Origin of the sequence: Ruegeria sediminis, assembly GCF_005938215.1 — a bacterium.
GTDB classification, from domain to species: Bacteria; Pseudomonadota; Alphaproteobacteria; order Rhodobacterales; family Rhodobacteraceae; genus Ruegeria; species Ruegeria sediminis.
This window is the reverse complement of the sequence record NZ_VCPD01000001.1, coordinates 452213-464814: the sequence shown is the minus strand read 5'-3', so window position 1 is coordinate 464814 and position 12602 is coordinate 452213. Positions and strand designations below refer to the sequence as shown.

Below are 12602 nucleotides of genomic sequence, written 5' to 3'. Positions count from 1 at the left end.
TCACTGATCCTTACTTGGCGCCTTGAACAGATCCTTGCGAAGCGTCATCAGCGCGGCCGGGTCGATCCGGGCCTGGATGACGGTGGTCTGGTCGCTGGCGATGGCCTCGCGCAGTGCCGGGCCCATGCCGCCCGGACCGTCGACCCAGATGCCCTTGCCGCCGCAGAGTTCGGCGAACTTGTCATAACGGGGCGACTGGATTTCAGCGCCCAGCAGGCGCCCGCCATAGAATTCCTGCTGATAGGCCTTCTCGGCCCCCCAGGCCTGGTTGTCCAGCACAACGATGGTGATCGGCAGATTGTGCTGAACGGCAGTCTGGATTTCGATCATCGTATAGCCAAGGGCGCCGTCCCCCATCACGGCCACCACTGGCCGGTCTGGTGCGGCGGCCTTGGCGCCGATGGCGGCCGCAAGTCCGAACCCGACCAGACCGAAATCCAGCGGCGTGATCAGCGACATCGGCGCATAGTGGGCCAGCCGGTCGGCGGCCTGAAGGCAGGTGTTGCCCGTGTCGAGAGTGACGATCGCGTCCTCGGGCAGGGCGGCGCGGATCTCGGCCAACGCGCGCCGGGGGTGCATCGGCAATGTGTCGAGGGCGGCCTCCGCGACACGTTCTTCGGCCAGGCTTTCCATATCCACGCGGAAGGCGGCGCGCCACGCGTCACAGTCCGGGCGCGCGGCGATTCCGGCCAGGGCTTCGGCCGTCAGACGGGCATCTCCCTGCGCCGCGATTTCGGCGGGGAAATACCGGCCCACGGCAGAGCCCTCCACATCCACATGCGCGATGCGGGTATCCGCACCGACGTAGTCATTCGAGTGGAAGGTCGAGTTGAAGCCGAGCCTGGCGCCAAGCACGACCATCACGTCGGCCTCCTTCGTCAGGCGGCTGGCGACCCGGTTGCCGCGCGGCCCGCCCTGGCCCGCGAACCACGGATGGCCGTGCCGCATCACGTCGGCATGGCCGGTCGAGGCGACGACGGGCACTTCGAGCTTTTCCGCCAGTTCGGTCAGGGCATCGCGCCCCTCACACCACTTGAAGCCGCCGCCTGCAAAGATGACAGGGCGCTGGGCCTGCGCAAGCAGCGCTGCCATCGCCTGCACATCTGTCGGGGCTGCCGGACCGGGACGCGCGATCATGACCGGGGCCGGATCAATGGCGGGCATTTGGGCGGCAAAGAGATCGCGTGGGACATGCAGCACCACTGGACCCCGGCGGCCGGTATTCGCGAGCCGGATCGCGTCTTCCAGCATCGGGGCCAGCCGCGAGGGATCGGTGACCATGACCGAACGCTTGGAAATGGGCGCGAACAGGGCCACCTGGTCGACTTCCTGAAAGGTGTCCTTGCACTGATCGGCACGGGTGATGGCGCCGGCAATCACCACCAGCGGCGAATAGGCCAGATACGCCTCGGCCACTGCCGTCACGATGTTGACCACGCCCGGCCCCGCCTGCGCGCCAAGGACGACACCGGGCTTGCCCGTCATCCTCGCCCAGGCATCGGCCATATGGCCCGCCGCACGCTCGTCCCGCGCGCCGATATAGGAGATTTCGCCGCCCCGATACATGGCGTCGTAAAGCTCCAGCATCGAGCCACCCAGCAGCCCGAATACGGTGTCGATGCGGTTGGCCTTCAGCACGCGACAAACGGCCTCGCCGCCATTGATGATGGTCATGGTCCTAGTCCTCGGATCGGGGCCGCAGGTTCTGCGGGTCGAACAGGGCCTCCTCGTGGATGGTAACAGGGATTTCGCGGTTCAGGATTTGCACCGACAAGCCCCGTCGCGGCGTGCCCTTGCGGACAAACAGCCAGCCGAGCGACTTGCCCACGGTGTAGCCGTAGCCGCCGGAGGTGGTCAGGCCGACCGCGTGGCCATCGCTCAGCACCGGTTCGCCGCCCAGAATGTCGTGGTCGTCCGAGTGCAGCTCGGCGTAAAGGAGCTCCCATTGCGGTTCCCGGCTCAGAAGGGCGTCCTTGCCAAGGAAGTCGCGCCCGTCAGTCACGACGAACCGCTCAAGACCGACGTCCAGAGGGCCGACATCGGTCGTCAATTCGCCGCTGGCGCGATAGGCTTTCTCCATCCGCATACCGTTGAACGCGTAAGAGCCCAGATCGGTCAGACCATGCATCGCGCCAACCGCGAACAGCGCGTCGTAAAGCTCGGCGATGCGATTCAGCGGCGCATGCAACTCCCAGCCAAGCTCTCCGACGAACGAGACGCGGAGCGCATGGCACGGCACGCCGGCGACCTCGATCTCCTGTCCCGAGAGCCAGGGGAAGGCGGCGTTGGACAGGTCCGCGCCGGTGAGTTCCGACAATATCCGGCGCGATGCCGGACCGGACAGGGCCAGCATGCCCCAGTCGGCGGAACGATTGACCATCCGCACATCCTCGCCCGGACGAATGTGCGACCTGATCCAGTCGAAATCCGGGGTCGCGCGAGCGATGGCGGAGCCGGTGAAATAGCGATCCTGACCGATGCGCCAGATGGTGATTTCGGTCTCGAAACGGCCCTTCGGAGTCAGGAGGTGATTGAGGGTGATCCGGCCGTCCCTCGCGGGGATCCTGTTGGCCGACAGCCGGCCAAGCAACGCGCCCGCATCACGGCCTGTAATCTCGAACTGCGCAAAGGCGCAAAGGTCGATGACACCGGCGGCTTCGCGGGTCGCCTTCGCCTCCATCTGCGCATTCTCGTGCCAGGGTTGGCGCCGCCAGCCGATCGTTTCCGTCTCGCCAACCGCACCGAAGTAGCGCGGCCGTTCCCAGCCGGCGATCTCGCCAAAGACGGCGCCCTTGGCCGCCAGCCGGTCGTAAAGCGGGTGGCGCTTTACCGGCCGCAGGCTTTCGAACTGTTGGCCGGGACAGGGAGTGTCATGGCGGCGCATGAATTCATCCTTGGTGCGCTCGAGGATGAAATGGTCATTGGCGAAATTGCCGTATCGCCGGGGGTCGAGGCTGCGCGTGTTGATCGCTGTCTCACCGTGCACCATCCAGTCTGCAAGAACCTTGCCTGCGCCGCCTCCCCAGGCAAGACCGATGGACGAGCCGCAGGAAAGCCAGACATTGGGCGCGCCCGAGGGGCCGACCAGCATGCCGCCGTCCGGGGTATGGGTGATCGCCCCGCGCACGACGCGCTTGATGCCCAGCTCGGCCAGAACCGGCATCTTCTCCAAGGCAATCGTCAGAAAGTCGCCAATCGAGTCATAATCCGCCTCGAACAGCTCGTTCTCCGCCTCCCACGGCGCGCCCCTGGGCATTTCCCAGACCGTGGGACAGCGGTGGCCCTCGTAGATCCCGATGAGGCCCGATTTCTGCTCCTGCCGGATGTAACCTCCATAAGCATTGTCCCGCATCACCGGCAGTTCGGGTCGGTCAAGGAATTCCGGGACCGTTTCGGTGACGAAATAATGGTGCAGGCACGAGACCGACGGGATCCTGAGCCCGAACCATTCGCCGACCTGGTTGGCATAGGACCCTGCCGCGATCACCACATGCTCGGCCAGCACGTCGCCCTTTTCGGTGCGCAATAGCCACATGTCCCCTTTGCGCGATGCGCCGACGACGCGGTTGTGGCGCTCGATCCTTGCGCCGCGCGCCCGGGCGGCCGCCGCCAGCGCCATCGTGACACCGGAAGGGTCGATATGCCCGTCCTCGAAGGTCTGAATGGCGGCCTTGATGTCGGACGTCCTGTAGAAAGGGTTGCCTTTGGCGACTTCTTCCGGACCCACCAGTTCCATGGGCAGATCCAGCAACTTGCCCACCCCCATGATGGATTTCATCCAGTCGACTTCGTCAGCGGTGGTGGCGATGCGGAAGCCGCCGACCTGGTGCCAGCCGATCGACTGGCCGGTTTCCTTCTCGACGCGCTTGTAGGTTTCGATCGAGATCTTGTTGATCCATCCCATCAGGCGCGAGCCGACCGCGTGGGCGATCTGGCCCGCGGCGTGCCAGGTCGAGCCGCTGGTCAGTTCGGCCTTTTCGAACAGGATCGTGTCGGTCCAGCCGTTTTCGGCCAGCTGGAACTGGGCGGCGACGCCCATGATGCCGCCGCCGATGATGGCGACACGCGTGGAGCGAATGCTGTCGGTCATCGGAAAACCTCCTTGGCCGGTTTGAGCGAGGCGCGGGCGGCAAAGCGGGTGCAGGCGATTTCGACCTCGAATCCGCCGACGACGTCCTGCGCGTGCAGCAGGTCGAGCGGCGCGTTGACCATCGCCAGGGCAACAGTTTGGCCGAAACGATAGCTCCAGGCGGCCGAGGTGATCTGCCCGACCACCTTGCCGTCGCGCCAGATCGGCTCGTCATGGATCGGGATGGCGTCCGGGTCATCGAACACAAGCGAGACGATCCGCCGCCGGGGCGGATTGCCCGCCTCGCGCAGGGCGTCTTCGCCGACGAAGCCCGTGCCCCAGGCGCAGAATGCCTCAAGTCCGGCTTCGAACGGCGTGGTGCCGGGGCCAAGTTCGTGGCCAAACGCCCGGAAGCCGCTTTCGATCCGTAGGGAGCCGCTGGCAAACAGCCCGGCATGAGTGGCCCCCGCCGCCACCAGCGCCTCGTGCGCGGCCAACGCCATGTCGGCGGGGAGGTAGAGTTCATAGCCCTCCTCGCCGGTAAAGCTCAGCCGCCCGGCCCAACCGCGGGCAAGGCCGATCTCGACGGGGGCGATATGGAAGCGCCCGAGGTCGGGAACCTGCGTGTTCGACGTTGCTTGCAGCACCTCTCGGGCCTTGGCGCCCGCAAGTCCGAGGATCGCGTAGCCACTTGTCACATCGGTGAATTCAACGCGGAACTCACCCTTGGTCTCGCGCATCCGCTTCAAGTCGCGCACCACCTCACCCGCACCGACGACCAGCAGATAGGTTTCGGGCCCGTGGCGCTGCACGGTCAGGTCGCTTTCGATGCCGCCCTTGCGATTGAGGATCTGCGTGTATGCAATGCGCCCTTCGGCGATATCCATTTCAGCCGTGCAAAGGCGGTTGAGAAAGGCCGTCGCATCCGGTCCCTGAACCATGATCTTGCCGAAGGCAGACTGGTCCAGGATCGCCGCACCGGTGCGGCAGGCTTGGACCTCGCGGTCCACCTGATTGCGCCATTTCGGCAAGCCGAAGGTCAGCGGCAGATGCGCCGCCGCGCCGCCGAAATGCAGCGCGCGTTCCCAGCCGCCGCGGGCCTCAAACCTTGCCCCGGCCGCCACGAGCCCCGCGTGAACCGGCGACCGGCGCTGACCTCGCGCGGTTTCCATCGACCGGCCAGGAAATGGGTTGTCGTAATGGCGCCCCAGAACCTCGGGAATGCGGGCTTCGAGCGCCCCCAGCACGTTCATCTCGGGGCTGAAGCGGCGGATGTCGGCCTCGTTCAACTCCATGGTCGGTTCGCCCGCGATGATCCATTCGGCCATCGCCCTGCCGGCGCCACCCGCCAGTGCGATGCCGGTCGAGTTCATGCCGCCCATTAGGAACAGGCCCGGCACGTCAGGGCTTTCACCCAGCATGAACTGGCTGTCGAGCGTGAAGCTTTCCGGCCCATTCAGCAGCATCCGGACCTCGGCCTTTTCCAGCGCCGGAATGCGGCGCAGCGCGTTTTCCATCATCGGCATGAAATGGTCCCAGTCCTCGTCCAGAAGGTCGAACGAGAAATCGGCGGGCAGGCGGTCCAACGGCAATCCCTTGGCGTGGGGTTCGAACGAGCCGACCAGCAGCCCCTCCACATCGTCGCGGGCATAAAGGAAAGCGTCCTGATCGTTCAGCGTCGGCAGATGCACGCCCTTGCCAAGCGCCTGCACCTCGGGCAGCGGCTTGGTCAGGATGTAGAAATGCTCGCAGGCATAAAGCGGCATATGCGCCCCGGCCATCGCAGCCACTTCGCGGGACCACAGGCCGCAGGCGATCACCACTTCCTCGGCCTCGATCACATGCCCGCCGATTTCGACGCCAGAGATCCTGCCGCCCTTCTTTTGCAGGCCGGTGACGCGGGTATCTTCGAATATCCGCACGCCGCGCGCCCGCGCGCCCTTGGACAGCGCCAGGGCGACGTCCGACGGGTTCACCCGCCCGTCGGCGGGTGACCAAACCGCGCCGATCACGTCGTCCACCTCGATCAACGGCCAGAGCTCTTTCGCCCGCGCTGCATCCACAACATACGCCTCTAGCCCGAATGCGCGGCCCAGCGACACCTGCCGCTTGATGTTGGTCAGCCGGTCCGGATTGGTGGCCAGCGTCAGCGATCCGGTCTGGGTCCATCCGGTGGCCTGGCCGGTTTCGCGCTCCAACTCTCCGTAGAGGTCGATGGAATAGTTGATCAGCCTGGTCAACGTCGCCGAGGGCCTGAGCCGCCGCACCAGCCCGGCGGCGTGCCATGTGGTGCCCGAGGTCAGTTTGGACCGTTCCAGCAGCACGATGTCCTTTCGTCCCTCGCGGGCCAGGTGATAGGCGATGGAACACCCGATGACGCCGCCGCCGATGATCACCGTGCGGGCATGTGCGGGCAGGCTCATTGCAGGACTCCGTCGCGGATGAGGGCGGCGATGGCGTCGTCGAAGATTGCGACGGCTTCGTCGATCAGGTCGGGCGTATGCGGCAGGCCCGTCACGCACGAGGTAAAGGACATGAAATCGACGCCTCGGTCGAGCAGCGCGTCGCGCAGCCCCTTGACCAGCACCGGCGGGGTGCGGCGGATGGTGGCGGCGTCGAGCCCCTCGATGGAGGTGCCGCCGAAATAGAGGTGGCAGGTCGAGCTGTCGCCGTAGGCCAGCGCGCCTATCCCGTGACGGGCGAAGACCTTGTTGAACCCGTCGCGCAGCCTGGCGGCCATTTCATCCGCATGGGCCTGCACCTCGCCAGTCGACAGGATCTCCATCGCCTTGACCGCCCCGGCCGCGACCATCGGGGCGGCGTTGAAGGTGCCCTTGTGGCTTACGGGTGGGGCCAGCCCGTCGCGCTGATTGGCAGGGGACAACAGCTCCATGATCTCCGCCTTGCCCACCACCGCGCCGCCCGGCAGGCCGCCGGTCACGATCTTGGCCAGCGTGGTCAGATCCGGCACCACCCCGTCGCGCGCCTGCCGCCCGCCGGGAGACCAGCGCAAGCCGGTGATCACCTCGTCAAACACGAGCACGTGGCCCATGTCTTCGGTCAAGGCGCGTATCGCGGGCAGGAACCCATCGGGCAGCGGCACCGAGCCGTAATTGGCGCCCGAAACCTCGACAAAGACCGTGCCGATCCGCGGATCCTCGGCGAGGATCCCGGCAATCGCCTCCACGTCCGGCGGCGCGACGACCGTCAGGTCTGCAATCGCCTGCGGTATGCCGAGGGAGGGCGGCGTATTGGCTCCGGGCTTGGAGCCCTTGAGCAGCAGGTCGTGCCAGCCGTGGAAATGGCCATCGATTCTCAGCACCTTGTCACGGCCGGATTGCGCCCGCCCCAGCCGCAGCGCCAGCATGGTGGATTCCGTTCCCGAGCCGGTGAAGCGCACCCTTTCGGCGCTGGGAAACAGGCGGCACAGCCATTCGGCCCATTCGATTTCCAGCGGATGGCAGTCGCCGGTATAGGGCATCTCGAACATCTGCCGCGACACGGCCTCGGCGACCTCGGGATGGGCATGTCCCAGTATCTGGCTGGCCGCGCCAAGCTTGAAGTCGATGTATCGCTTGCCCTCCACATCCCATTTCTCGGCCCCCTTGGCGCGGGCGAAGTAGATCGGATGCGGCGCGCGGAAACGCAAATCGTGGCTCACCCCTCCCGGCATCACGGCACGGGCGCGGGCGGCGAGAGTGGCGTTGCTATCGTGCGTCATGGTTTCAGCCCGGATGGTTGAGAATGATGGATTTCGGGGCGGTATAGGTGGCGAGGCCCGCCAGTCCCTTTTCCCGCCCGATGCCGCTGGTCTTGACGCCGCCGAACGGCACGGTGTCGCCTGCCTTGAGAAAGCCGTTGACGAAGACCTGCCCGGCCTCCAGCCCGCGTGCGAGGCGCAGCGCGGTCGTGGCGTCGGCGCTGTAGACCCCGGCAACCAGACCAAAGGGCGACGCGTTGGCCAGCGCCAGCGCCGCATCGGCATCCGGTACCCGGAAAGTGGCGAGGACCGGCCCGAACACCTCGTCGCAGGCGATCTCGGCCTCGGCCGGGACATCGGCAAAGATGGTGGGCGGATAGAAATTGCCTTTGTCGAGCGGTGCCGGCAAAGGCGCGGGTTCGCCGCCCAGTACGCAGGTAAGCCCGGCGGCCCGGGCACGATCGACGTAGCCCGCAACGCGCTTGAACTGCGCGCGGCTCACCAGCGGACCGAGCGCGGGATCGTCGAGCGGGTGGCCCATGCCGAGCGCCTTGGCCTCGGTGACGAGCCGAGCGATCAAATCGTCATGCACGCTGTCCTGCGCGATCAGCCGCGAGCCCGCAGCACAGACCTGACCGGCATTGAAGAATATCCCGCGTGCGATGTCCCGTGCGGCCAAGTCCAGATCGGCGTCCTCAAGCACGATGACCGGGGACTTGCCACCCAGTTCCAGCGTCACGCCTGCCACCGGCGCCGCAGCTGCCTGCATCACCTTCTGCCCGGTGGCGGTTGACCCGGTGAAGGTCACATGCGCGATGCCCGGATGGCCGGCGAGCATGGCGCCGACCTCGGCCCCACCGGTCACCACGTTGAAGGCACCGTCCGGCAGCCCCGCCGCCTGCGCAAGTTCGGCCATGCGCAGGGTGGTCAGCGGCGTTAGTTCCGAGGGCTTGGCCACCACCGTGGCGCCGACCGCAAGCGCCGGCGCCACGCCCCGCGCCAGCGTCGACAGCGGGTAGTTCCAGGGCAGGATATGGGCGGTGACGCCGACAGGCTCGGGCAGGGTCAGCGCCGTCTGATCGGGGCCGAGCGGAATGGTTTCACCGTTCAGCTTGTCGCAGGCGCCGGCGTAGAAACGGAAATAGTCTGCGGCACGCAGCACGTCACGCCGTGCCTGCGAAAGCGGCTTGCCTACATTCAGCGCCTCCAGCGCGGCCAGGTGGTCGGCCTTCTCCTCCAGCAATCCGGCCAGCCGCGTCAGCACCCGCGCCCGGTCCGCCGGAAGCCGCCGCGCCCAGCGTCCGAGCGCCTGTGCGGCGGCCTCCACCGCCTGCGTGACCTGGACCGCCGCCGCATCTGGCACCCGCGCAATCCCGTTCTGTGTTGCCGGATCAAGCAGCACCCGCATGCTGCCCTCTCCGGGCCGGAATGCGCCGCCGATCCATTGCGCCGTGGCCTGCGCGATATCGGTCGGGTATCGCGGGTGGTCCTGCATCAATCGCGCCCGATCTGCTGGCGGCTCAGACGGATGTCGAAACGCGCGCGCAGATCCTGGTCGACCGCGTCGGGGATGTGCGACGGGAAATGGCTGGCAAGAATGTCCTTGGCGCGGTCGCGCGCCACGTCGCCCACCGGGCGCGCGCCGTCCGCCTGCCATTCGCGCGGCGGACGGCGGTCGCCGACAACGGGATAGAAGTAGTCCGATTTCATGCGGCTGAACGTATGCGGGTCGCCAAGGTAGTGGCCTTCGCCCCGGCACACCCCGGTAATCACATCCGCCGCTACGTTCTCGGGCGTCGCCTCGATGCCGCGAATGGTGCGCAGGATATTGCCCAGAAGGTCGTTGTCACTGACATAGGCTGCGTGGCTCACGCCCAGCAGGCTTGCCTGCATGCCCGCCGCCTGGGTCACGAGGTTGGACCCGGCATGGGCGGCCATGGCGACAGCCAGCGATTTCTCGGCGCCATACTGCGCGTCGAGGCATTTGGAGTCGGTGATGCCAGCGATGGAGGATGTCGGCAGGTCGAAATGGCGGCCCATCTGCGCGGCTCCGGCCATAAGGATCGCCTGTTCGCCGCCGCCGCCGCACATCGAGCCGGTACGCAGATCGGCGACAAGGGGTTTCGGGGCAAAGATCGCCCTGACCTCGGGGTCCACCAACCGGGCAAAGACCAGCCCGGCCAGCGTCTCGGCCACGGCCTGGACCAGCGACCCGGCGATCGTGGCAGGGCTGGTGGCCCCGGCCTGGCCTGCGCTGATCAGTTGCACGGGGAAACCCGCCAGTATCGCCGCCTCCAGAACCTCGCAGGCTTCTTCGGCGAAACGCATCGGCGGCACCACGTGGCAGACCATCACGGTCAGGAACGGACGCGCGCGAAATGCGGCTTCTCCCCCGGCAATGCGATAGCAGAGATCCGCAATTGCGGTCACGTTTTGGGGCTCGGTGATCGAGATCGAGACATGCTTCGACGTGCCCATCAGACAGGCATAGGCGGTGTTGATGTCCATTGCCGCGCTGCCCTCGACATCGCGGGCCACAACCGAGCGGCTGAAATGGTGAATGTTGTCCATCCGGTCGACGATCCGCGCGGCATCGTACAGGTCAGCCAGCGTCGAATCGCGATAGGCGCCGGTATCAAGGTCGAAAACGCCCGGCGCCGCGCCGCCGGTGGACATGTGAACCCGGGCATCTTCAATCAGCAGATCGTGCTCGGGCCGCTGCCCGCACAGGGTGAAACCCCGCCGGGCCCCATCTATCGTGGTTCGCACCAGGCTGCGCGGAAACAGCAGTCGGCCGTCTTCGGTCAGCTCTCCTCCGGCAGAGCAGACCTTTTCGATCATCGACGGGATTGCCTGGCTCAGGCCCAGGGTTTCCAGAAGCATCAGCGCGGTTTCCTCGACCAACGCGATCTCGTCGGGCTTCAGCGGCTTCAGTCGGCCGCCCGGCACCCCGGGCCATACCGGTTTTCGGCTGTCGGGTTCCGTGGTCTGGTTGAGACGGTCCTTGCGGCCGCGCCTTCGGGATTCCGATGTCATAGATTCATGAATCCAGTTTTGGTCGAATTGACGATGCAGGCTAAAAACGCCATTTACAAACGGCGATTCTTCATCAATTGATGAAGTGAAATCATCTATGAGGCAGCCGTGTTGCCGTCGCTTTCCGCATTGCGCGCTTTTGATGCCGCCGCCCAAAGGGGCAGTTTTCGCGCCGCGGCGGAATTCCTGTCCGTTACCCCCACCGCGATCAGTCACCATATCCGCAGCCTTGAAGAGCAACTCGGAACAAAGCTGTTCGAACGGGCCGGGCGCGAGGTCGCGCTGACCGAAAACGGCAGGCGGCTGGCCGAGACCACGGTTCAGGCGTTCGGCATGCTGGACGACGCCGTGCGCGCCCTCCGTCACTCGTCGCGCAGGGTGGTGCGCCTATCCGCCGGGCCCATTTTCACTGCCCGCTGGCTTATGCCGAGGGTCAGCGACCTGTGGGAGCGGCATCCGGGGATCGAACTGGAAGTGGTCCCTTCCTACCGTCCCCGAATGCGGGACCAGACCCATTCGGATATCGTGATCCGGTGGGAACGCATGACGGACATGCCCGAAGGCGCAGTCAAACTTTTGGAACTGCGCCCGACCGCGATTGCCAGCCAGGAATACCTTCGCCGGCACGGCCCGGTTTCGGCCCCCCGCGACCTGCTGGCGAAACCCATCATGCATCAAAGCAATCATTGGGGCTGGCTCGACTGGTTCGCGGCCATGGGCGTTCAGCCGGACGGCCCCTTGCGGGGTCCGGTCTTCGAAGATGCAAACGTGCTCCTGCGAGGTGCGTCCGACGGTCAGGGAGCGATCGTAGGATGGTTGCCGCTCATCGATCAGGATCTTAAGGAAGGACGGGTTGTCCGATTGTTTGGGGAAGACATCGCGCCTACCCACGCGTATTTCGTCGAGGTCCGGAACGACGCGCAGGGGCGTCGGGAAACGCGGGCGGTCATTGAGTGGCTGACTTCCGGGCAATCGGTATCGAGGATCTGCTCATCCACGGGCGCCGCAATCTGACGCTTTGAGGTGTGAACCGTCGAGCCGCAATGTCACCAAGATACGATGGCGCGGATCACACGATGTCCTTCACCCGGTCCCAGGTGTTCATGAGATGCCTGCTCATCACCTCTCCCAGCCGTGCGCCGTCGCGGGCTTTCAGGGCGTCCGCCATTTCGTTGTGCTCCGAGACGGCCTTGGCCCAGTATTCCGGCTTCCGGTTGCCGATGAAGCGGATGCGTTTCAGCTGGGCCTGGATCATGCCCTGATGCCTCAGCAGGGTTTCGTTCCCGCTGAGTTCGGAAAGCCGGGAATGGAATTCCTGGTTCAGCTTGTAGTAGGGCAGGCGGTCCCGTTTTTCGTACAGGACCAGCATCTCGCCGTGGAGCTTGAGCAGATCGTCGATTTCCTCGTCGCTGGCCCTCTGGCAGGCAAGCTCGCCGCTCAGCCGTTCCAGGTGGGCCAGCACTTCGAGCATGGAGTAGACATCCTCGCGTGTCAGCTTGCGCACGATGCTGCCTTTTGAGGGGCGGATCACGATCAGGCCTTCGGCCGCGAGGGTTCGCAACGCTTCGCGAAACGGCGTGCGGGATACGCCGAGTTGCTGGACCAGTTTGGTTTCGTCGATTCGCGATCCCGGTTCCAGATAACCTTCGATGATCAGGTCCCGGATCCGGTTCGCGACCTGGTCGTGAAGGGTCTCTTTCTGGATTGCTATGGGGTGGCCTGCATCAAGGTCGCTTATTTCCACGGGTTTTCTCATTCGTTGTCCAATTTTTCCAAGCTTACAAAATTGAGGCTTGC

General features: G+C 65.6%; 8 protein-coding genes. 1 reads left to right on the top strand and 7 read right to left on the bottom strand.

Annotated features, from left to right (window positions below):
• The 6 genes from FGK63_RS02450 to FGK63_RS02425 are packed head-to-tail and all read right to left on the bottom strand — an operon-like array spanning position 1 to position 10805.
• Positions 1–1674, bottom strand: a complete 1674-nt coding sequence (locus tag FGK63_RS02450) for a thiamine pyrophosphate-binding protein (protein WP_138840009.1) — start codon at positions 1672–1674, stop codon at positions 1–3.
• A 4-nt stretch (positions 1675–1678) separates the two neighbouring features.
• Positions 1679–4090 carry a GcvT family protein gene (locus FGK63_RS02445; protein WP_138840008.1) on the bottom strand — a complete coding sequence of 804 codons (2412 nt, stop codon included), beginning with the start codon at positions 4088–4090 and terminating at the stop codon, positions 1679–1681.
• Positions 4087–6492, bottom strand: a complete 2406-nt coding sequence (locus FGK63_RS02440) for a GcvT family protein (RefSeq protein WP_138840007.1) — start codon at positions 6490–6492, stop codon at positions 4087–4089. Before FGK63_RS02440 ends, FGK63_RS02445 begins: the two co-directional genes overlap by 4 nt.
• Positions 6489–7790 (bottom strand): aspartate aminotransferase family protein, encoded by a 1302-nt coding sequence (locus FGK63_RS02435; protein ID WP_138840006.1) that lies wholly within the window; start codon positions 7788–7790, stop codon positions 6489–6491. Before FGK63_RS02435 ends, FGK63_RS02440 begins: the two co-directional genes overlap by 4 nt.
• A 4-nt stretch (positions 7791–7794) precedes the next feature.
• On the bottom strand, positions 7795–9264 hold the full coding sequence (locus FGK63_RS02430) for an aldehyde dehydrogenase family protein (protein ID WP_138840005.1): 1470 nt from the start codon (positions 9262–9264) through the stop codon (positions 7795–7797).
• The gene (locus FGK63_RS02425; protein WP_138840004.1) at positions 9264–10805 is read right to left on the bottom strand and encodes a trimethylamine methyltransferase family protein; all 1542 of its coding nucleotides are present in this window, start codon (positions 10803–10805) and stop codon (positions 9264–9266) included. Before FGK63_RS02425 ends, FGK63_RS02430 begins: the two co-directional genes overlap by 1 nt.
• Positions 10806–10934: 129 nt before the next feature.
• Between FGK63_RS02425 and FGK63_RS02420 the strand changes: the two genes are divergently transcribed.
• Positions 10935–11819, top strand: coding sequence for a LysR substrate-binding domain-containing protein (locus FGK63_RS02420; RefSeq protein ID WP_246043907.1), 885 nt, complete (start codon positions 10935–10937; stop codon positions 11817–11819).
• 55 nt (positions 11820–11874) lie between these two features.
• Here the strand turns inward: FGK63_RS02420 and FGK63_RS02415 are convergent, their stop codons facing one another.
• Complete coding sequence (locus FGK63_RS02415) at positions 11875–12549, bottom strand: GntR family transcriptional regulator (RefSeq protein WP_218961095.1); 675 nt, start codon at positions 12547–12549, stop codon at positions 11875–11877.
• Positions 12550–12602: the final 53 nt, after the last annotated feature.